This window comes from Trichocoleus sp. FACHB-46 (assembly GCF_014695385.1).
Taxonomy (GTDB): domain Bacteria; phylum Cyanobacteriota; class Cyanobacteriia; order FACHB-46; family FACHB-46; genus Trichocoleus.
The window spans coordinates 127,370-152,467 of the sequence record NZ_JACJOD010000030.1 but is presented as its reverse complement, the minus strand read 5'-3'; the positions used below and the strand labels follow the sequence as shown (position 1 = coordinate 152,467).

Here is a 25,098-nt window from a genome sequence, read left to right as displayed (position 1 = left end):
CCGTTGTCCGCCCCTACACAGGATGTATAAATCGCTCTAAAAAACTTACGCTTCGACCAGAACTCGCATCGCTCGTGCTAGCTCAGCCGCTACTTCGGGACGAGAGAACTCTGGAGGTGGCAATTCACCGCGACGCAGCATTTCTCGAACTTTGGTGCCAGAGAGGTGAATTCGCTCGGCGGGGCTGCTGGGGCTGGTTTTAGTCGTAGCCATGCCCTGTGTGCGAGTGCAGTAGAAAGCATGCTCAAACTTCATGGGAGTGATACCCAATTCACCGGGTTCAAACTCATCGAAGATATGCTGAGCGTCGTAGGTGCCGTAGTAGTCACCAACTCCAGCATGATCGCGACCCACAATAAAATGGGTGCAACCATAGTTTTTCCGCAGTAGAGCGTGGAAAATTGCCTCGCGGGGGCCAGCATAACGCATAGCGGCTGGGTTGATTGCTAGAATCACCCGATCTTGAGGGTAGTAATGCTCCAAAATAATTTCGTAGCAGCGCATCCGCACATCTGCCGCGATGTCGTCTTCTTTGGTTGCGCCGACGAGGGGATGCAAGAACAGACCATCCACGGTTTCCATCGCGCACTTTTGAATGTACTCGTGAGCGCGGTGGATGGGATTACGGGTTTGGAACCCAACAATGGTTTTCCAGCCCTTTTCCTTAAACATGGCCCGTGATGCCGCAGGGTCAATTTGGTATTGAGGGAAAAGCGGATGAGACTGTCGTTGCAGCAACCAAACTGGACCTGCCAAATTAACTGGCCCTTGGTTGTAAACCACTTTCACGCCAGGATGCTTCTCGTCGTCCGTGCGGTAGACATTGATCGCTTCGTGGGCTTTGTCGTATTGATACTTCTGCGTCAGCTCCAACACGCCAATAAATTGGCCTTGGGGGTTGTCTAGGCGTACCAAACTGCCTTCTTTCAGAGGCTCTGCGACTGCTTCTGTGACAGATAGAGTTACTGGAATGGACCAAGGCAGCCCATTCGCAAGGCGCATGTTCTCGACCACATTGATGTAGTCTGCCTGTTCCATGAAACCAGTCAGAGGGCTAAAGCCACCAATGGCAATCAATTCCAGATCAGAGGTGGCTCGCTCATCAAGCTGAACGCGAGGCAGAAGTTCCGCTTTGTCTAGAAAGGTTTGTTTTTGCTCTGGCGTAACGATGCGATTGATCAGTTGGCCGCCGTGGGGTGCAATGCCGTCTGAATGGTGACTCAAGGTAACTCCCTCTTCCTGATAGCGTGAACAGAAGATTGTTAATTTTTTCTAATTTTTATCCTACCTTTCCCCGGTACCTCTGTGGAAATTTAGGCAATTGTTATTCCGGCGATCGCGCTTTCATTCAACTCAACTTGGAGATGCAAGTTTAAAGCATTTCCATCAGATTCTCATCCCAAGCTATTTTTTGGCTTCGCTGGGTTCACGCACTTCACTCAACTCAGTACTTGCTTTTACTCCTAGCTCCGCTCGCTCTGAAAATCCCCACAGGAACAGCAAGCCGATCAAAGAAACCATCAGCCACTCTGGCGGCACCAAACCATCATTAATTACCCGCAGCAGCAATCGCAGACCTACTAAAGCCACGGTGACGTAGCCTGCATCTTCCAGATGCGTAAATTCATCTAGCCAGCGAATAAACAAGCCAGCCATAAACCGTAGGGCAATTACCCCAATCAACCCGCCAGTAATTACCAGCCAGGTTTCTTTAGAGATGGCGATCGCCGTAGTCACACTATCCAAAGAGAAAGCCAAATCGGTGAAGGCAATCACCGGGATCGCTTGCCAGAGCGTGGCAAAGCGGGGGCCATGATGAGGATTGTCAGCATCTTCTTGAGCGCTGAAGTACTGGAACACCAGCCACAACAGATAAGCCGCACCCGCCAGCTCAAATTGCCAGTACTTGGTTACCCAGGTTGCGGTCAGAATCAAAACGACTCGCAATACAAAGGCACAGACCAAACCCAGGTTAAGCGCTCGACGTTGCAGGGTACTCCCCTCTAGTCCTTGGGCGATCGCAGCTAGGGCGATCGCGTTATCTGCCGAGAGGACTGCTTCTAGCGCCACCAAGACTGGCAGGAGCAAGAGGGTATCGTACCCAAAGTTCATCGGAGTGTCTAACAAGTGGTCTAGCATTAACAGATTTTTGCAAAAGTGTGCAGTTAAGGATACTTGCGGCCAAAGCCAAGCTATTAAAACAGGTTATTAAGAATTATTGCTTATTCTTTTAGCTTAGCGCTTAACTCGATCTGCTGTCGTAATCCAGTTGGGTTAAAGATTTGGTTCCATCCACCACCCTCTATTCAGCCATCCCTCTGGCAGGTTACACTAAACCACCCAGACAGATCGGTGAATGGGTGCGATTGAAATCGCAAGTCAAAAGTTTTCTCAGAAAACCCCTGACTTAATCAACCCACTCACTTAGTTTACCCAGATAAAGTTAAGGTGCAATTGAGGCAAACCACGCATAAAATGGACGTGTTTGGGGTTAATTTAGCCCTGCGATATCAGACTCCCGGTGCTGCAATGCATGACCCCAGGGATAAAAATGGAAGCGGTTCGGCAAATTCCCCACGCTTTGAACTTAGCCATGTTAATCAACCTAATGGTGCACCGCTAGCTGAGCAGTGTGGTCAGCCATTAGCCTTGGCGCAGTTTCAAGCTCGTTACCCGATGGGAAGTTTGACGGCTGACTTACTAGACATTCGCGGAGACAACTACATCGTCAAAGCCTCAGTTCAGGTGGGAGGCAATGTTTTAGCCACAGGAATGGCGGTAGCTACCAGCATTGAGGCGGCAGAAGACCGCGCCCGACTCCGTGCTTTAGAAGTGTTGGGCATCCAAGCGCCGCAGCCTCCACAACCAACTGCTTCTTCGGCTTATGAAGTGCAGGTTCAATTAATGACGAACCACCAAAGTGAAGCAGAGTTTTCGCCCCAAACTCGTTTAGCTAATGTAGGCAACCATCAAGAGGTTAAACAGCTTTCCGCCCAGCAACCAAGACCTTTATCTGTGGCAAGCACAGCACTGGAAATGCCGGCGATCGTTCCGGAACCTGCTTCCACCTTCTCAAGTGACTTTTCCGGTGAGCTATTCAATCACACCTACACTGACTCTTATACGGATATTGATATAGATACGGCGGCGATCGCTGAACCTGTAATTCCCAGCCATCCAGAAGTCCAGCCTACAAGCCTGAATAATGGTCGCAATGGCAAGAGTGCGGTCAAAGCTCGTGAGGTGGTGCCAGAACCAGCACCCCGCGAACCTAGCCGAGAACCGATGGATTTATCGGAAGCGATCGCCCAAACCAGTGTGGAGATCAAGCGCTTGGGCTGGACTGACGTGCAAGGTCGCACCCATCTGCAACGTACCTATGGCAAGCGATCGCGCCAGCATTTGACCGATGAAGAGTTGTTGGAATTTCTGGAATACTTGCGATCGCAACCTTCCCCCAACGAATCTCCGTTTTGATTCCTAGTTGGCAGAAGCTTTGTAGGGGCGGATAGCCATCCGCTCAATGCAGCATTTAAGCCACAGCCAAAAGGCGTTGCGCCCCTACAGAGTCACTGTTAGTTCACCGCAGCGATCGGGTTTTGAGCCGAGGGGCGACGCTCGATTACTTGGTCAATCAAGCCGTACTCTTTGGACTCTTGCGCTGACATGAAGAAGTCGCGCTCGGTGTCTTCCATGATCTTTTCTAGGGGTTGTCCGGTGTGCTCGGCTAGCATTTCGTTCAGGCGTTGCTTGTGGTAAAGGATTTCCTTAGCCTGAATTTCGATGTCTGTGGCTTGACCTTGAGCGCCACCTAGTGGTTGGTGAATCATGATCCGGGAGTGGGGTAGGCTAACCCGCTTGCCTTTGGTGCCCGCACTGAGGAGGAACGCGCCCATGCTAGCAGCCAAGCCCAGACAGATGGTAGAAACATCGGCCCGGATGTGCTTGATGGTGTCGTAAATGCCCATACCAGCAGTAACGGAACCACCGGGGGAGTTGACGTAGAGGTAAATGTCTTTTTCTGGGTCTTCTGCGTCCAACAGGAGCAACTGAGCCACGATCAGATTGGCAACATCAGAGTCGATGGCGGTGCCCAAGAAGATGATCCGATCCCGTAGTAGCCGAGAGTAGATGTCAAAGGCGCGATCGCCACGTCCAGAGGGTTCAATAACGGTAGGAATCATGCAGTTTGCCTGTCCACGCATTTTTCCCCATTCTACCGATTCAACTGATTTTGGTGGGGTTACGGTCGGTTTAAGCGTGCGATCGCCCGCAGGGTACAGCCCGTCTCAGCTTGGGCGCGATAAACTGTCGAAGGTATGCCCCTACTGAGTTCTAGAAGCAGCCCCTATGACCAATCGTCTGGCTCAAGCCCAAAGTCTCTACTTACGGAAACATGCTGAGAACCCGATTGATTGGTGGCCTTGGTGTGAGGAAGCCTTGGAAACAGCCCGGCGAGACAACAAACCCATCTTTTTGTCGGTGGGTTACTCCAGTTGCCACTGGTGCACCGTCATGGAAGGAGAAGCTTTTTCAGATCAGGCGATCGCGGACTACATGAACGCCAACTTTTTGCCGATCAAGGTCGATCGCGAGGAACGCCCAGACCTCGACAGCATCTATATGCAAACGGTGCAGATGATGACTGGGCAAGGCGGCTGGCCCCTAAATGTGTTTCTGGCTCCCGACGACCTCATCCCCTTTTATGGTGGCACCTACTTCCCCCTCGAAGCGCGCTATGGACGACCGGGATTTATGCAAGTGTTGCAAGCGATCCGCCGTTACTACGACCACGAACCGGAGAAGGTGCGATCGCTCAAAGAAGAACTGCTGGGGCATCTGCAAAGTTCTGCCTTGTTGAATCCAGGGCAAGAGCTGAGTGACGAGTTGTTGCGGCAAGGGTTGGAGTACAACACAGGTGTCCTCACCTCGGAGGGACACGGCCCCAGCTTCCCGATGATTCCTTATGCAGACATGGCTTTGCATGCGGTACGGTTTCAGGACCACTTGAAGTACGACGCCACCGAAAGTTGCACCAAGCGCGGTTTGAATTTGGCTCTAGGTGGGATTTATGACCATGTCGGGGGTGGATTCCATCGCTACACTGTAGACCCCACATGGACTGTACCTCACTTCGAGAAGATGCTCTACGACAACGGGCAAATCGTGGAGTATCTAGCGAACTTATGGAGTGCGGGGATGCATGAACCTGCCTTTGAACGGGCGATCGGGGGTACGGTGCAATGGCTGAAGCGAGAAATGACCGCGCCTCAAGGTTACTTCTACGCCGCTCAAGATGCCGATAGTTTTTCCACCCGCGATGAAGTGGAGCCAGAAGAAGGCGCTTTCTATGTGTGGGACTACAACGAACTTGAACAACTCCTCACGGCTGAAGAACTCACCGAACTGACCCAGCAGTTTACAGTGACGCGCAACGGTAACTTCGAGGGGCAAAACGTCTTGCAGCGTCGGCAGCAGGGAGCACTGAGCGAAACCGTAGAAGCTGCTTTAGATAAACTGTTTCAAGTACGCTACGGAGCCGATCCGCGATCGCTCACTACCTTTCCCCCTGCTCGCAACAACCAGGAAGCCAAAACCCAAGACTGGCCTGGTCGGATTCCTGCCGTGACAGATACCAAAATGATCGCCGCTTGGAACAGCTTGATGATTTCGGGCTTGGCGCGTGCGGCCACGGTGTTTAGTCAACCTGAATATTTGCAACTAGCGATTCAGGCAGCTAATTTTATTCGCCAACAGCAGTGGGCCGAGGGACGCTTCCACCGCCTTAACTATGACGGCCAACCTCACGTCCCTGCACAATCAGAGGATTATGCTCTCTTTATCAAGGCATTGCTGGATCTGCATCAAGCTTGGTTAAGTGGAGAAGTTTCCGTAGAATCTCAGGCTTGGTTAGAGGTGGCCGTAAGGGTACAACAGGAATTTGACGATCGCCTCTGGAGTAGCGAACTAGGTGGCTATTACAACACAGCCAGCGATGCCAGCCAAGACCTGCTAGTGCGGGAGCGTAGTTATGCCGACAATGCCACCCCTGCGGCCAACGGTGTGGCGATCGCTAACCTGATTCGCCTCGCGCTATTAACTGAAAACTTGGCGTATTTAGATCGGGCTGAGCAAGGATTACAAGCTTTTAGCAGCATTATGGAAAGTGCGCCTCAAGCTTGCCCCAGTTTGTTTGTTGCCCTCGACTGGTACCGCAACCAAACCTTAGTGCGAACCACAAGCGATCGGCTGGATCAGCTTGCCCTCCAGTATCTACCCACAGCCGTTTATCTACCGGAAGCCAATTTACCCGCAGCGACCATTGGCTTGGTGTGTCAGGGGTTGAGTTGCAAAGAGCCTGCAACCAGCTTCGAGCAACTTTGGGAACAACTCCAGCAAAGCCAAATGCGAACCACCGTTTAATCCGTGAAAGGTAACTCAGATCAGGGGCGATCGCTGTGTGGAGAGCTTACAAACTCCCGCTTACAGAAAGAGCAAGCACTCCCACAGCGCCCTTCCCAACGAAGAAAACACTATGCCCTGAAGTGCCAAGATAGGGCTACAAAACCTCTAACTATGGAGTTGGTTGCGGCGGGATAGATGGGCTGGGAGGAGTAGGCGTGTTCCAGGCGGGAGGAGTTGCTGGCGATGTTAGCGCGCTCGGTGTATTCCAAGGCTGATTCGCCACAGGCTGACTGGGCGGAATTCGTTCAATGGTAATCAAGGCTTCCATCACCGCTTTCACGATGGGCGCTGCCACTGTCGAGCCAAAAGCATCATCCCCCTGCGGTTCATCGATTACAGCTACAACCACATAGCGTGGGGCTTCGACGGGAAAAATGCCCACAAAGCTAGTGATTTTAGCGTACTCATGATAGCCACCGTTTGGATTCGCTTTTTGCGCGGTTCCTGTCTTACCTGCAATGCGATAACCAGGAATCTGAGCAGATTTACCCGTGCCCTGAGCCACTACCGACTCCATCATGGCTAGTACCGATCGCGTCGTTTGGGGCGAGAAGATTTGCTGCGGTGGAGGTAAAGAGGGTTGCCAATAAGGTTGTCCATCCGTGTTGAATAAGCCACGCACTAGGTGAGGAGTGACTAATTTGCCACCGTTAGCCAAGGCTCCGTGTAGCTGTACTAACTGGATGGGAGTGAGAGAAAATCCTTGACCAAAAGAAGTCGTGGCTGGCTCAATCGGTGAGCTAACAAACTGCGATCGCTTCTTCAGAGATCCCGCAATTTCAAACGGTAAATCAATGCCAACGGTTTGTCCCAAACCTAAGCGCTGCAACCAGCTATAGTAAACATCCGGTGGCATCTGCTGCACAATATGCACCATGCCCACGTTGCTAGAGTGTTGCAGAATTTGCGCGATCGACAGTGGCCCTCTTGCTCCCACATAGTCGAAGTCATAGTCCGCGATCGGCCAACCATCCACATAAATTTGGCCTTCGTCGTTAAACACACTGTTGGGTTGAATCGCTCCCGATTCCAAGGCGATCGCCACATTTAACGGTTTGAAGGTAGAACCAGGTTCATACAGGTCGGTCAGCGCCCAGTTCTTAAACAGCTCTACATTGAACTTGAAGTACTGGTTGGGGTCATAGGAAGGCTCAGAGACAAACGAGAGTAAAGAGCCATCCCGCGCATCCATGACAATGACGCTGCCCCGCTTGCCATTAAACTGCTTGATTTGCTGCTGAAGCGCAAACCGAGCAGCACGCTGCAAACGACTATCCAGAGTAAGTTGCAACCGCAGATCATCAACATGGAGAAAACCGCCAGGGACTTGGTCGGGAATTAAAGCTCCGCTCCCAGTGCGGCTAAGGCGAACAGCTTGGACAGAGCGCTCCAATAATTTTTGCTGACTATATTCTACCCCCGCTTGACCCTTGCGATCGAGATTGACATAGCCAACCACATCAGCAAATAAGTTCTGTTGCGGATAGAGCCGCTGCTGGTGACGAATCATCTCAACGCCATCAACCTGCAAATCTTTAATCTGATCGGCGATATCTTCAGTCAGGGAGTACTCTACCTGGATGCCGCTATCAGCTCGATTGAATTGTTGAATTAATTTAGCCGTCGATCGCTTGAGTAAAGGAGACAACTTGGCAGCGATCGCCTCTTTGGTCTCACTAAATAAGCGGGGATGGGCGTAGAGCGTGTAAACCGGTTGGTCGATCGCTAAGACATTACCACCGCGATCCACAATGGGACGACGGGGCACAAAGGGCCGCAAATAAATCATTTGTTGATCTTGCGCCCGAACCTTCAGCTTCTCAGCCTCAACCACCTGGAGGCGAAATAGATTTGCGACTAACCCCAAGCCACCCGTCATCAACACAATCCACACCAGCACCAAACGCCAGGGAGACGGCTGGGCATGAACAGGGGGAAGAGGACCCAAAGCACCTACTTCATTTTGCCAAGACTCATCTACCGCTTTCAAAGGGCGAGCTTGAGGAGAGTTGGGAGTGGAAGGAGGAACAGAAGAGGCCATAAATCCAACACATTAGCAGGACAGCACAGTCAGGGAAGAGGCTACAAATCGCTGCTAATAGCCCAGCGGCGAAAATGTTGTAGGCTTTGCATCCGCTGGCGCGATCGGCGTAGGGGCAGGGGCAGGCCGCTGAGGCGCAGGTTGCAAGAAGATAGTATTCGCTGGGTTAGAAGGTACTAGTCCTGCTCTAGTGGTTTCTGCCTGTTGGGCAATTTGATTTTTCAGTACTTCGCTAGCTGCTGTCAACTGGCGCTCATTACGCTGCAAGTTTTCTAGGTTACGGTACTCCTGACTCCAAAGTTGCTGCGAGTATACCGTTTGGCCATACACAGAGAGCACAGCAATCGAGAGGGTCCCAGTTAAAATTGACAAACTGCGCTGGGCTCCAATCAGCGATCGCAACCACAGAGGTAGCTGGCGATTGTTAGGTAGGCGCTTAACATTAGTAGACTGAACCCGACGAGGAGCAACGGTTGGCTGTAGTTTCGTAATCGGGGTAACTTTCGTCCCACTTGGATAAATCGCGGTTTGACTAGTTTGACTGGTTTGACTGGGGGGCAAACGCCGAGGGGGAATTCTAGATTTTAGACCAACAGCCATAGACCTCACTCCTAAAGCAGCAACGCGGCAAAATTTGAGCAGTTTCGTACCGCCAAATTAAATTCATACACTCACACTCATCAGCCATCAGAACTCTACTGACCTCTTAGAACCTGTCCGCCACCGCTATCCAGGTTTAGCAATCTAAAACCAGAGGTTTTCGGATAGATTCTTAGTAGAGTTCTGAACTAGGGCTTAGCAACAGAATTGCTGTTATCTTAGCCTCATTACTTCCCATCAATTCACTAGAACGGTTTTAGTTTTCCCACTTTTCAGTTTGGCTTCTAAAGTCAACAAAATTACGAAGTATAAATATGCAATTGCTCAGTCTACTCTTTAATTGGAATTTCAAATAAATCTCAAGGAAGATTTTCAGAGTATCCGTTAAAGCTCTTCGCAATCCACTTCACAACTTTATGGCGTCAACCTCAGAAAACAAAGACCAGCAACACCCCCTATGGGGTCGCGATCGCCAACTGATCAACAGCCTCCTAGGAGCAGAAGCCAACGACTATAACTTGGTAGAGCTAGCACGGCTGCGCATCCGTTACAAAGGCTTCCCTGGTGCCCGAGATATCCAAGCAGACCTCGACAAAGCCTTGGCCCAGTGGCAATTGAGCGAGAGTGAGTTGTTTGCCAAAACTAGAGATATTCATGCCATCGCTCAGGTTTATAAGGGACGTGGCTCCCAACGCGATGATTGGAGTTAATTGCTGAGTTTCGACATCAATCAACCGCTGATTCACAACTTAGAGATTGGGCAAAAATAAGTTGAAGGTGCCACTTTCAAACATGACAAAAATGCCCAAACCAATCAAGACAATTGGAACAAATGTATTACCATAACGGGTGATTAATCTCGTAATTGTTGGGTGACGAGTTAACTGTTGTGCGATTAAACACCAAAGCCCTATTAGGCCAAAAAAGATTAAAAGTGTGATCCCCAAACGGTTGCGATCGCTACTGGCAAATAAGGGCACGTAGATGCCAATGTTGTCACCCCCGTTCGCGATCGTCGTCATTGCTACAGCATAAATTTGTGGGTTAAACAAACTCCGCCAAATTCCTGGAACCGCTATCTCGGGTGAAGCAGCAGTAGGACTATCACTTGGGCTAAGCACTCCCTCGTTAACCGCTTGCACATCACTAGCTGTAGATTCACGATGACAAAGCTGGTTGATCCCCAAGCCAATCGGCACTAGGCCCAATAACCCAATCCAAGCTGGGGAGATTACCAATCCACCTAAGAAACCAGGCAAGCTCGCTAAAATCAGCACCGTAAAACCTAGGTACTGCCCCAAAACCACATGCCGCTTGCGAAATGTTGCGTTAACCTGCGAGAAAAATATAGTCAGCAGCAGTAGGTCATCTATATTCGTGGCAATAAACGCCATCACCCCCGAAGTGGCTACAGCCCAAATTCCATGTTGAGTCACGGTGCTTTCGGCTTAGTTTGAGGAGTAGTGACTAGGGGAAGGGCAACTTGATCTAAAGCCTTGGCTGTCTCTTGCGCCGTGGCGGGACTTTGAGTCAGCCGCCTTAAATCTTCTTCAAGTTCATTAGAAACAGTCGCCATAGATTCTGGATGGCGTTGGCTAGGCGCATCTGCCTTAGTGGAAAGAGGCGCTAAAACCTGAGCCAGCTGGGCTTGCTGCTGAAGTTGCTCGGTAGAAGACACCAAACCGCTCAACCCATTGACTAAATTTCGCAGATTGTTGCGGAAGGTGGGGTCCCCCGTCAACTCATCCAAATCGGAGGTGATTTTTTGGGCGTTCTGAAAGGTGGCTCGCGCCGAATCTAAGGTTTGTTGTAGGACTAGTGTATTGGTGGGATTGTTGAGAGATTGAGAGACATCGCGCAAATTTACCGAAGCTTGGGCCGCGTTCGCGGAGAGTGCCTCTAGATTGTTTAACAAAGTGCTTTGTTCGACTCGGCTCAATACTGGCGTAAAGCCTTGCACCGCCACCTGGAGTTGCTCACTGGTCTGCCGAATCGTACCTAAAGTTTCAGCTAACGTATTGCGATTGGTCGTGACTAGGCCACTGACCTGATTTGCCGTCAAGCCTACTTGAGTGGCGGCTTGGCTTAAGGCATCAGCAGTAACTACGGCCGAGGAAGAAACTGTATTTAGGTTTTGCTGGGTAGATTGGCTTAAAGTAGCAATTTCTTTGGACAACTGCGAAACCGCTACCGCAGCTTCAGCGGTATTTTTCGCAGCAGCATTGACGTTTCTAAAGAACGTGGGGTCACTGTACAAAGCAGCAAAGCGGATGCTGGCCCGAATCAGTTCGTCAACGCTAATGCCAATCTGACCTTTGAGCCGAGAGCCATCACAGACGATCACCGCTGGATCGCAGTTAGCGGCTAATGGTTTGGCAGCGATCGCGCCTTGGGGTAGAACTTTGCGCGGCGATAAATCAATTGACGTTTCACTAATTAAGCCAGATTGATTCGCTTCCACAATTACGTCGCTAGGAATCACCAAGTCAGATGAAGAAATCTCTAGAAAGACATCCACGCCATTAGGTCCTGGCCGCACTGACTCAATTTTGCCAATTACCACACCTCGATAGCGCACCGGAGCCCCTTCTTGCAAACCTGCTACATTGGCAAACTCGACAATTACTTGATAGGTGCGATTGCCCACACTGAGACCTCGGAGCCAAAGAATCAACGCTCCAAATAGACCCAGTCCTAACAAAATTAATAAGCCGACTGAGCCTTCTCGAACGGTTCTGGTACGCATGCCTCATGCCTCGTTGGTACTGCGATCAAATCGGTGTAGACCTGAGCAATTTTCACTTCGGAACGCTTAACCAATCACTTGGATTGGTCCTTCTACACTGCCACTAAAAAATTGTCGAACTAAAGGGTGATCTGTAGTATCAATATCATTGACGGTGCCTTGCCACTGCACTTTACCTTGGTAGAGAAACACAATCCGATCAGCGGTACGGCGAATGGTGCTGTCTTGGTGAGTCACCATGACATAAGAGCTACAACCTCCTTGGACTGACTGTAGTTGACGCACCAAATCTTCAATCACGGTGGAGGCGATCGGGTCCAGTCCCGCTGTGGGTTCGTCGTAGAGCAACACTTCTGGCGACCCATCCGGGTTCTCAGGATTTGCCATAATGGCACGGGCAAAACTCACCCGCTTGCGCATGCCTCCAGAAAGCTCAGCAGGCAGGCGACTGCCAATTCCGGCCAATCCCACCATTTCCAGTTTTTGATTGACCAATTCCCGAATGCGGCGTCGCGGCAAATTGGAATGCTCATACAGCAAGAACCCGACATTCTCCTCCACGGTGAGGGAGTCAAACAAAGCTGCTTGTTGAAATACCATGCCAATCCCAATTGGGTCAGCGCTGTCTTCAATCAAACCTTTTCGCCGTTGCCCCTGCACATAAATTTCCCCTGCATCCGGTGCCAACAACCCAGCAATAATCCGGAGGATTGTAGACTTACCAGTTCCAGAAGGCCCAATCACTGCTAGGGCTTCTCCGCGATGAATGGTTAGATCTGCATTATCCAACACCGCATTTTTGCCAAATGTTTTAGACACTCCTTTCAGTTCAATCAATGGCTCAGCCATAGGGTGCGAGTTAGAGATGTCTTGGAGTTCTGTCAGAGGCTCAGCCATAGGATGCACATGGAAGTTCTGTCAGTAAAATTAGTCGCGTTGCTCAAGTCCGTGTTGCCGTTCGTACCTTTAACTTCAACCCCAATCTCAGTAATCCAGATTTCTACTTTAGCCAACTCCTGCCCTTTGATTCCAGGCTAGGTCAAGTTGCGATCGCCCTAAACTGGCATTTTAGATTGGTTTCACGACGATTCATTGACGAGGCCTTAGGGTTTTAAGTTCAGCCTCTACTATGGGCATTAACGGTATGAGTTTTCAAGTTAATGCAGGCTTACGGTCTCCACTACCTAGAGCGAGTCATTTTTTAATTTTGTTCCACCCAGGGCTGCCAGATTTTGCAGCAGCCATTCTTATAAGACAAAGTAGCAACTTTCGGGACCTACCTACAGTCAAATCGCTTCTAGAAGTGTAGTTGTGCTGTTAGAGTCAGAAGCGGTTGCTGCATATTTACCTATCCAGATGTTTTACCTCCTCGCTCAGTAATGACAATTGGTTTATTAAAACAAGCCCTAAATGCCCTCACGCAGGAATCGCGCCAGCGCACGCCTTTGCGAGTTAGCCGTTGGTTTAAGTGGTTGGCACCTGGATTACTCGTGAAACGCTGGTTACTGCTGAGTGCCGGAGGTGTCTTACTAACCAGCTTGGGCTTAGCAATTTGGATTAAGCTGACCCCAATTTTTACCTTGATTCAGCTAGTCCAGAGCTTTCTGGAATTTATTACAGAAATTATTCCGAGCTACATTAGCGGGCCGCTGGTAATCATCTTTGGTCTATTGCTGATTTTGTGGGGCCAAACCCGTACCCTTGGTTCCATCACCGAGGTATTGATGCCAGATGGCGATGAAGAGTTAGTCGATGTCCTGCTCAATCACCGTCGTCTTAATCGCGGTCCAAAAATTGTCACAGTAGGGGGTGGTACAGGTCTCTCAACGCTTTTGCGAGGCTTGAAAACTTACAGCGCCAATATTACTGCGATCGTGACTGTGGCTGATGATGGCGGTTCCTCCGGACGGTTGCGCCGGGAAATTGGGGTATTGCCTCCTGGCGATATTCGCAATTGCCTCGCGGCTTTAGCCGATGAAGAACGATTGGTGACGGAGCTATTTCAGTATCGGTTTCGGGCTGGCGATGGGCTAACCGGACACAGCTTTGGCAACCTGTTCTTAACGGCGATGAACGACATCACGGGGAACTTAGAGCAAGCGATCGCTGCTAGTTCCGAAGTTTTGGCGGTGCGGGGCCGAGTGTTGCCTGCCACTCTGAGCGATGTGCGCCTATGGGCCGAGTTAGCCGATGGTCGCCGCATTGAGGGCGAGTCCAGCATTACCGCCGCCCAAGGCAGCATCGTCAAAATTGGCTGTACCCCCGAGAATCCCCCCGCTTTGCCCCGCGTATTGCAAGCCATTCGGGAAGCAGACTACATCATTATTGGACCGGGTAGTCTCTACACCAGCGTCATTCCCAATTTGTTAGTTCCTGAAATTGCTGAGGCGATCGCTCAACGCAAAGTCCCTCGGATTTATGTCTGCAACATCATGACGCAACCAGGAGAAACGCAAGGTTACAGCGTATCCGATCACATTCAGGCGATCGATGCGGCTTGCGGACAACGGCTGTTTGATGCGGTGCTGGTGCAAAGCAAAATTCCTTCGGCTAAAGCCCTGATTCGCTACGCTCAAGAAGACTCGAATCCGGTTGAACTCGATCGCCAAACTGTCAAGCTGTTGGGCTGTCGCATTGTCCTTGCCAATGTCATGGATGAAGATGAACGCACCGGACTCGTGCGGCATAACTCGCAACGGTTGGCTCAAATCCTGTTTCGTTGGTACACTCGCACTCACAGTTTGTAGCGCTTTTGGAGTGAGTGGGTTCTCATGGCAGTTGAGTCTCTGACGTTAATCCTTCCAGATGCCGCAGCCACGCGATCGCTCGGTCTGATGCTAGGGCAAACTTTACCTGCTGGTAGCACTCTCCTCTTAGAAGGTGATCTGGGCAGCGGCAAGACGACTTTGGTCCAAGGTTTAGGAGCAGGGTTAGGGATTTCAGAAGCCATTGATAGTCCCACCTTTACGCTGATTAACGAGTACATGGAAGGTCGGTTGCCACTCTACCACCTGGATTTGTACCGCTTGCAGCCGCCCGAGGTTACCGAGCTCAATTTGGAGAGTTACTGGGAGGGAGCCGATTACCCCCTGGGCATCATGGCGATCGAGTGGGCCGAGCGGTTGCCTTATCTGCCAGAGCGTTATTTACAGGTGCATTTGCGCTATCCAGGTGAGGCTGGGGGTGATGAGGCGATCGCTAATCAACCCGAGTTGGCTGGTCGTTACGTTGAATTAGTGGGAGTGGGCGGGTTTAGCCTAGATTTCTTGCAAGATGTACCAGCCAAGCAATAAAGAAGGGCAGGTCCAAGACCCGCCCCTACAAATGAAAAATTGAATATTTCCTGCTGTCAGGATTTACTCTTCGATTTCTTCGTCCGTGCCTTCAGCCGAAGGTGGTACTAAAGCCACTGCGGCGATCGCGTCATCTTCATCTAGTCGCTGCACTCGCACTCCTGTGGCTGCCCGTGACTGCGAAGAAATAGCCTTGATTGCTTGGCGAATGATGATGCCACGGCTGGTAATAATCATCAATTCGTCTTCTTCGTTGACGACCCGTAGGGCCACCAGTTTGTCACCCGCACGACGAGACTTAAACTTCGTCGCGATCGTGCCTTTGCCGGCTCGATTTTGCAATCGGAACTGAGACACAGGCACCCGCTTGCCGTAGCCTGAGCTAGTCACGACTAGGACCCAAGGCCCTTGGGTTTCTGCGAGGACTGCCTCTTCTGCTTCTAGTTCCTCTTCTTCCTCCACGTCAGGGCCAGAAGCAATATTGGCAACGACACTAGCAGGCAAGATGTCCATGCTGATCAGCTGATCACCAGAGCGTAGATTCATGGATTTGACTCCACGGGTAGCTCGGCCCAACGGACGCAGTTGGTCATTGTCAGCTCGGAAGTGAATCGCCATGCCTTGGCTAGAGCCGATAATGATGCTGTCTTCCACGCGGGCACGGCGTACCCAACGCAGTTGATCGCCTTCTTCTAGGGAAATAGCAATTAAGCCATTGGTGCGAATGTTGCTGAAGGCAGAGAGTGCTGTCTTCTTGACGAAGCCGCCACAAGTTAGCATCACCAAGTATTCATCGCTGCTAAATTCCGAAACTGGGACGATAGAGGTGATCTTCTCGTTTCTAGGAATGGGCAGCATTTGAACCACGGGCATCCCGCGAGAAGTTCGCGACCCAATCGGAATTTGGTAAGCCTTGAGGCAATAAACCACGCCGCGATCGCTAAAGAACAAGACGCTATCGTGGTCGCAGCAGGTGATGAAGTGTTCAACCCCGTCGTCTTCCTTCATCCGGGTGCCTGCTTTGCCTCTGGTGGCTCGGCTTTGAGCTTCAAAAGTGTTGATGGGCATGCGTTTGATGTAGCCCTGTTCAGTGAGCAGAATCAGAGCTTTTTCGTTGGCAATCAGGTCTATATCCCCAATTTCACCTTCTGCCTGCTCAATCACAGTGCGGCGAGGTGTTGCATGAGTCGCTTTAAGCTGAGTGACTTCAGTGCAGATAATCTCTAAAATTCGTTCTCGCCGAGCCAGAATATCTTGCAAGTTGGCAATTTGGGCTTGCAAATCATCATGCTCTTGCTGAATTTTTTCTGCTTCTAGCGCCGTTAAGCGACGCAGTTGCATTTGCAAGATGGCATCCGATTGCGCTTCGGAGAGACCGTAGATGTTGATCAACTCTTGCTTTGCGGTGGGCGCATCTGCCGCATGCCGAATCAAGTTAATAATGGCATCTAGATTGGTCAGCGCAATCAAGAGACCTTGCAACAAATGATCACGCTCTTCTGCCTTCCGCAACTCATAGCGAGTGCGCCGAATAATCGTCTCAATCCGGAAGTCGAGGAAGACTTGGAGACACTGCTTCAGTGATAGGGTTTGGGGTTCGCCATTCACCAGCGCCAGCGTGTTCACCCCAAAGTTCGCCTGAATCGGCGTTTGCTTGTAGAGGTTGTTCAGCACGACACGAGGATAAGCATCGCGCTTGAGTTCGATCACGATTCGCATGCCATCGCGATCGCTCTCATCCCGAATGTCAGAAATGCCTTCCAAGCGCTTCTCGTTGACCATTTCCGCGATCTTTTCGATCAGCGCTGCCTTGTTGGTTTGGTAGGGCAGTTCGGTAATGATGATGGCTTCGCGATCGGGACGACCTCGATGCTCAATCGTTTCAATGCTAGCTACACCCCGCATGGTGATGGAGCCACGACCTGTCATGTAAGCTTCGCGAATCCCCGTTGTTCCTAGGACTTGTCCCCCCGTGGGGAAATCGGGGCCAGGAATCAGGCGAATGAGTTCGGCATCGCTCAACTCGGGATTTTGAATTAAGGCGGTTAAGCCATCAATTAGCTCTCCGAGATTGTGGGGAGGAATGTTAGTTGCCATTCCCACCGCGATGCCAGAAGAGCCATTCAGCAGCAGTTGGGGAATCTGCGCTGGCAAGACCAAGGGTTCTTGCTGGGAGCCATCGAAGTTATCACCAAAGTCAACGGTGTCCGACTCAATGTCCCGCAGGAGGGCATTCATCGTCAGCGATTGCAAGCGACACTCGGTGTATCGCATGGCTGCGGGGGGGTCGTTGTCGATAGAGCCAAAGTTGCCGTGCCCGTTAATCAGGGGAGCGCGCATGGAAAAGTCTTGGGCCATGCGAACTAGAGCATCGTAAACGGCTGTATCGCCGTGAGGGTGGTACTTACCTAGCACTTCCCCAACCACACGAGCACATTTACGGAAGGGGCGGTCTGCGGTTAGCCCCAGCTCATGCATGGCATAGAGAATTCGACGATGAACGGGTTTCAGACCATCCCTCGCATCTGGCAGTGCCCGACCTACAATCACGCTCATTGCGTATTCCAGGTAGGACCGGGACATTTCGTTCCGCAGATCCGTTGGAACAATCCGCTCTGGGGAGGTGCTCATACAGTGAAAAAAACTCCAAAAATGCAGAATTTTGGCAATTAAAGAGAAAAAAAGCCCAAAAAATGCCGATAGACTGCTCAATAACTGCCAAATACTCTCTAAATTTTAACACATCTTGATGTTTCCTGGTTTCTGTGATATGTGAGCATGACCCCAGTTAGGCTTGCGATCGCCCTCTCCCTAGCCCTCTCCTGCTGGGAGAGGGGACACAGATTAAGCAGGCAGTCAACTGAGGCTAGGGCCACGATCGCCTAGATTTTGATTCAGTAAAATCGGGAAGTAGCGTGCGGTGGGGTGAAGATGCTGGCGGTAATCTACTCAGATGAGTTTTTGGAACACAAAACAGGGCGTTTCCATCCAGAGCGACCGGAACGATTAACGAGTATAGTGGCTGCGCTCAAGGCGGCGGCCTGGGCTGACCAGTTGCAGTGGCGATCGCCCACCCCCATCGACCAGCGCCCGATTATGACTGATTTGGGTCGAGTGCATCCGCCTACTTACATTGAACAAATTCAGCAATTAGCCCAACGAGGTGGGGGGTATTTAGACCCCGACACTCCCGTTTCCCCACGCAGCTATGATGTGGCTTTACTTGCCGTCAGCGCTTGGTTGGATGGCGTGGATCAAGTGCTGCAAACAGGCAATCCCGCATTTGTGCTAGCTCGTCCACCAGGACATCACGCCTTGAGTGATTGTGGGATGGGTTTTTGTTTGTTTTCCAATGCGGCGATCGCGGCTTATTACGCCCTAGAGCAACCAGGTATCAATCGCGTGGCGATTTTGGATTGGGATGTGCATCACGGCAACGGCACTCAGGCGATCGTGGAAAAGCATCCTCAGATTGCTTATTGTTCGCTGCACGAGTCTCCCAATTACCCTGGTACAGGCTTGGCGACGGAACGCGGTTTGCATAATAATGTGTTGAATTTGCCGATGCCGATGGGTAGCACAATGGCAAGCTACCAACCGTTGTTCGAGGAAAAAGTTCTGCCGTTTCTCGGCAGTTTTCAGCCTGATTTGCTAATTGTCAGTGCTGGTTACGATGCCAATCATGCTGATCCCTTATCTGGCATTTCACTTAAGCCAGAAGACTACGGCATCTTCACACAATACTGTTTAGAAGTAACTTCAAAAATTGTTTTTGGGTTAGAAGGTGGATATGATTTGCCTACCCTTTCACAGTCTGTCGTAGAAACCATCAAGAGTTGCCTATTTAGACCGTAGGGACGAAGCATTCGGCAGATAATACTTGCTTGATTGGTCAGAATCATGACCAAATGCTTCGCTCCTACAAGGATGTCTCTTTAGCGGCTTAGTTCTCTTAGTCTTTTAGAAATTCGTATAAAGCTTGATAAGTTGCTTCTGGGGCTTCTTCAGGTAGAAAATGACCTGAAGCGATCGCTTCACCTATTACATTCTCGGCTCTGGTTCGCCAGGTTTCAAGAACATTGTATTTGCGCCCAATAATGCCTTGGTCACCCCACAAAACGAGGAGAGGGCACATAATTTTTTGGTCTAAATCGGCTTGATCATGAACTAAATCAATCGAAGCCGCAGCGCGATAGTCTTCACAGGTTGCGTGAATTGTTTCAGGCTGACTAAAGCAACGAATATATTCGGCTAAAGCTTCAGGTGTAAACGCCGAAAAATTCTTGCTCCAGCTTTCCAAACAAGTGCGGAGAAAATATTCAGGATTGGCACCGATTAAAGTTTCTGGTAGGGCATAGGGTTGAATGAGAAAAAACCAGTGATAGTAGGCTGTAGCAAATTCTTGATCGGTCGTAGTGTACAGTTCGTAAGTTGGGACAATATCTAATACTGCCAACTTCTTAATGCGCTGAGGATAGTCTAAGGCCATGCGGTGTGCCACTCTAGCTCCGCGATCATGCCCTATGACGTAAAACTCCTCATAGCCTAACTGGTGCATCACCTCAACTTGGTCTTGAGCCATGATCCGCTTGGCATAGTTAGCATGACCAGCCCCTGCATCCGGTTTAGCACTGTCTCCATAGCCTCTTAAATCAGTTAAAACCACTGTAAAATTTTTGGCCAACTGAGGAGCAATTCTATGCCACATCACATGGGTTTGTGGGTAGCCATGTAGTAGCAAAATGGGATAGCCGTTGCCACTTTTCAGCAAGTTGATAGTCGCGCTACTAGTCTGCATTTGTAGCCGCTGAAATTGAGCAAACATGTGCATTCCCTCAACTGCTCATTTTGCTGTAGTGAATTGTTGCTGGAGTTGATTAATCCGCCTTCTCCAGTCTTTCTAAACTTGAGTCTAAGTGATAAACCTGTAATTTCGTTTACAAAGATTATTGCTTGTTCTCTAGCTCGATAGCCTAGCAACAACTGTTAAACCAGCAACAAAGCAAGAGCGATCGCGAAGTTTTGATTTCTGGGCCTTAGCGATCGCTTTTAGAAACGAGCTTTTAGACTTGCCAGGAGCGAGCACTATCTAGGCAATGACGACATTCTGAGCTGTGAGAGGCGCATCATGAAACACAGTGACCGTATTGCCAGGACTCAGCGCAATAATCGAGAACAATTCACCCGTGGCGGTGTTACCACTGCTGCTAATAGCACGTAGGACATCACTACCTGTAGTAAACTCTAAGCCCACGGCTATTTGTAGCGTGTCAGCAGCAGCCACAAAATCTCCGATCACATCAGCTCCATTGGCCGCTCCAAACCTAAAGATATCTCTGCCTGCTCCTCCAAACAGAGTGTCATTCCCCAAGTCACCTAGGAGAAAATCGTCACCTGCTCCACCTACTAACTGATCATTGCCAGTTTGACCGACTAAAGTGTCATGATCTGCTTGGCCAAAAAGAATATCATCCCCAGATCCACCGCTCAGGAAGTCACTACCAGCATCACCTTGAATTCGATCATTGCCTTCTAAGCCGTCAAGAGTATCAGCTAAAACGGTGCCGAAGACGAGATCTGCTCCCGGAGTTGCGATCGCAGGCGTGAAGCCTTGAGTCTGGAATCCAGCAACTTGATAGCCAATATCCGCCAACATCGCTGCGTCTAAGCGGGTGATAGTTTGGCGTACTCCCGGATTTGTCGCTCCCATCAGTACAGGCTGGCCTCCGCTCAAAAAGCCATCCTGGATATGGCCTAAATCCGGATCAAGAGGGATCGGCAATCCTCCATTCACATCTCTAGCATTAGGACCACTAAAAGCAGCACCCTGACCTGTGGCTTTAAACACTGGAGCAGTACCAATCCCCAGCACATGGCCAATCTCATGCAAGGCCGTACTCAGAAAGTCTGTTTGGTTCCAAGGAATATCGTTAGCTGTATTGGGCGTTTGGTCAAAAAACCAAGGGGCAGGTGCTCCATTAGAAAAAGTTGGAGCTGAACTGAAGGAGATGCTGCCAACCCAAGGCTCAAAATTGGAGCCAGTATAGCGGTTGCTAAAAATACTGCCAGCAACATCTAAGCCGTCAGGTCCGCCTGCGGCCAGCGCGCCCTCAGCACTACCAAAAGGCAGGGTTTGCGCTCCGACAAAAATTAGTAGATCGTCACTTTCAGTGTCCAGAACTACTGTTTCTAACTGACCTGTTTGGGGGTTTTGCACCCGAAATTTTACCCCAGATGGCAGATTGGCAAACTCATCTTGAATCACTGCCTCCCAATGGTCAGCAGCAGCTTCTAGAGTCGCTCGACGTTCTGGATTGGCAAAAAAACCGTTGGTATCAAACCGATAATCAAATTGAATTTGGAAGCTTGGTGGGGCACCCATTCGCTTCTCCTCCTGTCCGAACGCAAGGAAATGCTCGAAGCCGTCTCGAAACATACCTGCCGCAACAGCCTGAGCAACGTCAGGATACCTCAATAAGTAGTAGTTGTTATCAAATTGGGAGCTTGGAGATCGGCCTTCACTATGCCCATATCTGAAGAAGTGCTCAAAGCCACTGGCAAACATGCCTGCTTTCACCGCCTGAGCGATATCGGCATATTTCGATAAATAGTGTTGAGTGTTAAACAATGCAATCGGCGATCGCCCTTCAAACTGACCGTGGCTAAGAAAGTGCGCTAAACCGCTGCCCACGCTTCCTTTGGCGATCGCACCCGCTACATCGGGATATTGAGTCAGGTAATTGCTATTGCTAAACCAAGCGCTGGGATCACGTCCCTCACGGTCACCAAAGCGCTTAAAGTGATCAAATCCGCTGGTTAACTCTCTTCTAGCAACTGCTGTAGCAACATCTGGGTTATGAGCGAGGTAAAACGATTCATCAAACAGGTCAAAAATCGACAGGGTCATGGAAGCCACCTGCACAGTGAAGCTTAGATGGAGTGATCCAGCTACATCGACAGACACTTCAATAGCTACATTTGGATCAGCATCAGGCCAGTAGTATGACGGAGTAGTTTTCAGTCACATCCTACACAGTTAGTAATTTAACGCTTCTGATCTAATTTCTTGTCTTTCCTACTGGCAATCTTCGCTGAATCTTTAAACTAGGGCTAATTTAGTCTCAGTAACTACGTACAAATACGAGCATTAATAACTAAGTTTTTGCTGATTTTAAATTAAAGTCATCCTATAAACTCTCAGCAGTTTCAATTTTCTTTGTGATAAGTCATACTCTCGCTAACTCAAGACTTCTGAGTTACCACCCAGTCGCTAACGGCGGTACCAGCTATACAGAGTCAAGACAATTGCCAACATGACTATGAGTGGGGTCAGCCAATCTCCCCAACGCACAAAAAGGGTTTGAGTCTGGCGACGGTAGATGGTGTCGCTATGAAGCTGGTAGATGCTTAGTCCTGATAGCCACTGGGTTCTACCGTGGGGATCAATGATGCCAGAGTACCCTGTGTTAGTAGCACGAGCAACCCAACGATCGGTTTCAATCGCTCGCATCACATCCTGAGCATGATGTTGTGCCGTCATAGACGGGCTGTAGTGAGCATCGTTGGAGGAACTCAGAATGAATTGCCCGCCTTGAGCTGCCTGTACCCGGAAGTGCTCAGCGAAAGCAGATTCATAACAAATGCCAGCGATCGCCCTACCAAAAGGAGTTTCAAAGATCTGGCCTACCTGCCCAGGAATCATATGAGCATCTAAGGGTGATAGGCGATCGATCAAGCGCCCTAAAACATCCTCAAACGGGATGTATTCGCCTAAAGGCACCAATCTGATTTTGTCGTACTGACTAAAAATCTCCCCGTTGCCTAGAACTGTAAATAGACTATTCGTAATGCTGCCACCTTTTTGCCCAAAAGCTCCGACCCAAGCCACAACTCCGCGATCGCGCACCGCTTGATAAAAAGAGCTTTGCGTCAAGTTGGCTCCAGTCCACAGAAACGGCAACGCCCCTTCGGGTGTGAGTACTGCTGCTACACCCTGATCGGCAAGCTGATTGTACCCAGTGGTATAGCCAGCCAAAGCCTGTCGCCAGCCTTGCACGTCCAGCTTAATTTCGTTGGGAATATTGCCTTGAATAATGCCTATTTTTAAGGCTGTGTCTGGCGACGACACTAAAACCCGATTAGACAAATTCCAGCCTAGGAGATGCAGTCCTACGAATAGAACGCTTGCTGTGACCAATGGAGCGATCGCCAGCTTTCGGACTCGGTTCTCCGTCGGCTGACCTTGGCGCGATCGTTGATAACTAATCCAAGCTTCGGCGAGTAAACCGTTGACAGCTACAATGGCAGCCGTAATCATCATGGGACCAGACAATTGCCCTAAGTGCAAAATGGCTAAGTTGTGAGGGCTTTGGGTATAGGACACCGAAGTCCACCACAAAGGCCCCCAACTCCAAAAGGATTCCAAACCACACCAAAGCGCTACTCCAGCCAATAACCGAATGCCAGTCGGCAGCTTAGCTCTTTGAACCAGCCATCCCCAGCAGCCAGCCCAAACCGCAACCAGAACAGCTCCCCACAAAGTAAGGAATATCCAACAAAATAGGGCGATCGCTAAGCTTGCTAGCCAAGGCACACCCATCCAAGTCATCGGGTGGACACCTGTAATCCAACTCACTGCTAGGCCGTGATAACCGATGCCCCAAGCCAAACCCAAGAGCGATCGTTCCCGATGGTTGCCTCTAGCAACTTGTAAAGTCATAGCCCACAAAGGGATCAATGCAATCCAGGCTAGCGGCCAAACATTCAGCGGGGCAGGCGTTAAACCCATCAGAAGGCCTCCCCCCAGGGCTATGCTCAACCGCCGCAGTTGGGGGGGCTTGAGTTCGATATTGAAAAATTTAGGCATGGCAAATTTGGTACGAACTAGTCCTTACCATTGAGTCAGAGGGGAGATTAACTTTATTTTTTGAACTTAAGAAGCAATTGGGCTAGGGCTAGTTTCGAGCAGAGTTTGAGCCTGATTGATACTATCGCGTACCGAGCGAGCAGAGGCTTGTAAAGCGGTTCGCTCCGCATCGGTGAGACTGAGTTGTAAGACCTCTTCCACTCCAGTGCAACCCAAGCGACAGGGCACACCAATAAAAATATCTTCTAAGCCGTATTCTCCCTGCAAGTGAGCGGCAACCGGAAGCAGCCGCGATTGATTCAATAACACAGCTTCTACCATCAAGCAGGCCGCCGAAGCAGGTGCAAAGTAGGCACTACCCGTTTTCATCAGTTCAACAATTTCGGCTCCACCATTCCTAGTCCGTTCGATCAGGCGATCGATCGTCGGCGCGTCCATGAGTTCTGTAATCGGCACACCATTGACTGTGGAGTAACGCGGCAGTGGCACCATCAAATCTCCATGACTACCCAGAACTGTCGCTTTGACATCAGCAGTAGAAAGACCCGATTCCATCGCAATAAAGGTTTGAAACCGTGCTGAGTCCAAAATTCCTGCCATTCCCATGACTTGAGCCGGTGGTAAACCACTGGCCTGCCAAGCTAAGTAGGTCATCACATCTAACGGGTTCGTCACCACAATCATCACCGTACCCGGTGAATAGATAACCACTTGACGAGTGACATCCAACACAATTTTGGCGTTAATTTTGAGTAAGTCTTCTCGGCTCATTCCAGGCTTGCGGGGAATGCCAGCCGTGATTACAACCACATCCGAATTAACAGTGTCGGCATAATTATTGGTACCCACAATCTCGCGATCGTGCTGCTCGATACCTCGCGCTTCCATCAAGTCAAGCGCAATGCCTTGAGGACGACCTTCCAAAACATCTAACAGCACCACGTCAGCTAGATTTTTTTCGGCAATCCGCTGTGCCAAGGTACTACCGACGTTACCAGCCCCAATGATGGATACGCGAGTTGGACGACAAACAGTCATAGGAAAGCCCCCAAAGACAAGCGCTATGCTGCCAGCCTAGCTTACTGCA

General features: G+C 50.3%; 20 protein-coding genes. 7 read left to right on the top strand and 13 right to left on the bottom strand.

The genetic code is table 11. The features are described from left to right. Positions 1 to 45: 45 nt before the first annotated feature. Both sat and H6F72_RS17145 read right to left on the bottom strand, forming a co-directional pair. Complete coding sequence (gene sat / locus H6F72_RS17150; protein WP_190438134.1) at positions 46 to 1,224, bottom strand: sulfate adenylyltransferase; 1,179 nt, start codon at positions 1,222 to 1,224, stop codon at positions 46 to 48. A gap of 180 nt (positions 1,225 to 1,404) precedes the next feature. Continuing rightward, positions 1,405 to 2,139 (bottom strand): TerC family protein, encoded by a 735-nt coding sequence (locus H6F72_RS17145; RefSeq protein WP_190438130.1) that lies wholly within the window; start codon positions 2,137 to 2,139, stop codon positions 1,405 to 1,407. Positions 2,140 to 2,448: 309 nt separating this feature from the next. On the opposite strand from H6F72_RS17145, the gene H6F72_RS17140 reads away from it, so the two are divergent. Then, positions 2,449 to 3,477: a hypothetical protein gene (locus tag H6F72_RS17140; RefSeq protein WP_190438128.1), complete on the top strand. Its 1,029-nt coding sequence runs from the start codon at positions 2,449 to 2,451 to the stop codon at positions 3,475 to 3,477. A 98-nt stretch (positions 3,478 to 3,575) separates the two neighbouring features. On the opposite strand, the gene clpP is transcribed toward H6F72_RS17140, so the two are convergent. Continuing rightward, positions 3,576 to 4,184 (bottom strand): ATP-dependent Clp endopeptidase proteolytic subunit ClpP, encoded by a 609-nt coding sequence (gene clpP, locus H6F72_RS17135; RefSeq protein WP_242016987.1) that lies wholly within the window; start codon positions 4,182 to 4,184, stop codon positions 3,576 to 3,578. On the opposite strand from clpP, the gene H6F72_RS29970 reads away from it, so the two are divergent. Beyond that, the gene (locus H6F72_RS29970; RefSeq protein ID WP_206755447.1) at positions 4,183 to 4,332 is read left to right on the top strand and encodes a hypothetical protein; all 150 of its coding nucleotides are present in this window, start codon (positions 4,183 to 4,185) and stop codon (positions 4,330 to 4,332) included. The two genes, clpP and H6F72_RS29970, sit on opposite strands and share 2 nt — an antisense overlap. 18 nt (positions 4,333 to 4,350) lie before the next feature. Beyond that, a complete protein-coding gene (locus H6F72_RS17130; protein WP_190438122.1) occupies positions 4,351 to 6,423 on the top strand; it encodes a thioredoxin domain-containing protein in 2,073 nt (690 codons plus the stop codon). Between the two features lie 151 nt (positions 6,424 to 6,574). Here the strand turns inward: H6F72_RS17130 and H6F72_RS17125 are convergent, their stop codons facing one another. Together H6F72_RS17125 and H6F72_RS17120 are read right to left on the bottom strand one after the other, a co-directional pair. After that, entirely contained in the window at positions 6,575 to 8,506 is a 1,932-nt protein-coding gene (locus H6F72_RS17125) for a penicillin-binding protein 2 (RefSeq protein WP_190438119.1), read from the bottom strand. A 54-nt stretch (positions 8,507 to 8,560) separates the two neighbouring features. Next, positions 8,561 to 9,106, bottom strand: a complete 546-nt coding sequence (locus H6F72_RS17120; protein WP_190438116.1) for a hypothetical protein — start codon at positions 9,104 to 9,106, stop codon at positions 8,561 to 8,563. A gap of 416 nt (positions 9,107 to 9,522) precedes the next feature. Here H6F72_RS17120 and H6F72_RS17115 point away from each other — a divergent pair, with 416 nt between their 5' ends. Continuing rightward, entirely contained in the window at positions 9,523 to 9,816 is a 294-nt protein-coding gene (locus H6F72_RS17115; RefSeq protein WP_190438112.1) for a DUF3288 family protein, read from the top strand. A gap of 39 nt (positions 9,817 to 9,855) precedes the next feature. On the opposite strand, the gene H6F72_RS17110 is transcribed toward H6F72_RS17115, so the two are convergent. The 3 genes from H6F72_RS17110 to H6F72_RS17100 form a co-directional block, all read right to left on the bottom strand. Next, a complete protein-coding gene (locus tag H6F72_RS17110) occupies positions 9,856 to 10,542 on the bottom strand; it encodes a cadmium resistance transporter (protein ID WP_348252040.1) in 687 nt (228 codons plus the stop codon). Beyond that, a complete protein-coding gene (locus H6F72_RS17105) occupies positions 10,539 to 11,852 on the bottom strand; it encodes an MlaD family protein (protein WP_190438108.1) in 1,314 nt (437 codons plus the stop codon). Before H6F72_RS17105 ends, H6F72_RS17110 begins: the two co-directional genes overlap by 4 nt. 66 nt (positions 11,853 to 11,918) lie before the next feature. Further along, positions 11,919 to 12,749 (bottom strand): ABC transporter ATP-binding protein, encoded by an 831-nt coding sequence (locus tag H6F72_RS17100; RefSeq protein ID WP_370527518.1) that lies wholly within the window; start codon positions 12,747 to 12,749, stop codon positions 11,919 to 11,921. A gap of 482 nt (positions 12,750 to 13,231) precedes the next feature. Between H6F72_RS17100 and yvcK the strand changes: the two genes are divergently transcribed. Together yvcK and tsaE are read left to right on the top strand one after the other, a co-directional pair. Then, positions 13,232 to 14,599 carry a gluconeogenesis factor YvcK family protein gene (yvcK, locus tag H6F72_RS17095; protein WP_190438105.1) on the top strand — a complete coding sequence of 456 codons (1,368 nt, stop codon included), beginning with the start codon at positions 13,232 to 13,234 and terminating at the stop codon, positions 14,597 to 14,599. A gap of 24 nt (positions 14,600 to 14,623) precedes the next feature. Next, positions 14,624 to 15,145: a tRNA (adenosine(37)-N6)-threonylcarbamoyltransferase complex ATPase subunit type 1 TsaE gene (gene tsaE, locus H6F72_RS17090; RefSeq protein WP_190438102.1), complete on the top strand. Its 522-nt coding sequence runs from the start codon at positions 14,624 to 14,626 to the stop codon at positions 15,143 to 15,145. A 63-nt stretch (positions 15,146 to 15,208) separates the two neighbouring features. On the opposite strand, the gene gyrA is transcribed toward tsaE, so the two are convergent. Further along, positions 15,209 to 17,776, bottom strand: a complete 2,568-nt coding sequence (gene gyrA / locus H6F72_RS17085) for a DNA topoisomerase (ATP-hydrolyzing) subunit A (RefSeq protein ID WP_190438088.1) — start codon at positions 17,774 to 17,776, stop codon at positions 15,209 to 15,211. A gap of 300 nt (positions 17,777 to 18,076) precedes the next feature. On the opposite strand from gyrA, the gene H6F72_RS17080 reads away from it, so the two are divergent. Then, positions 18,077 to 19,000, top strand: coding sequence for a histone deacetylase (locus tag H6F72_RS17080; protein WP_190438085.1), 924 nt, complete (start codon positions 18,077 to 18,079; stop codon positions 18,998 to 19,000). A gap of 97 nt (positions 19,001 to 19,097) precedes the next feature. Here the strand turns inward: H6F72_RS17080 and H6F72_RS17075 are convergent, their stop codons facing one another. The 4 genes from H6F72_RS17075 to mdh form a co-directional block, all read right to left on the bottom strand. Beyond that, entirely contained in the window at positions 19,098 to 19,970 is an 873-nt protein-coding gene (locus H6F72_RS17075) for an alpha/beta fold hydrolase (protein ID WP_190438082.1), read from the bottom strand. A 264-nt stretch (positions 19,971 to 20,234) separates the two neighbouring features. Further along, positions 20,235 to 22,052 (bottom strand): hypothetical protein, encoded by a 1,818-nt coding sequence (locus H6F72_RS17070; RefSeq protein WP_190438080.1) that lies wholly within the window; start codon positions 22,050 to 22,052, stop codon positions 20,235 to 20,237. A 363-nt stretch (positions 22,053 to 22,415) separates the two neighbouring features. Then, positions 22,416 to 24,011, bottom strand: coding sequence for an apolipoprotein N-acyltransferase (lnt, locus tag H6F72_RS17065; RefSeq protein WP_190438077.1), 1,596 nt, complete (start codon positions 24,009 to 24,011; stop codon positions 22,416 to 22,418). Between the two features lie 66 nt (positions 24,012 to 24,077). Then, a complete protein-coding gene (mdh, locus tag H6F72_RS17060) occupies positions 24,078 to 25,049 on the bottom strand; it encodes a malate dehydrogenase (protein ID WP_190438074.1) in 972 nt (323 codons plus the stop codon). Positions 25,050 to 25,098 lie beyond the last annotated feature (49 nt).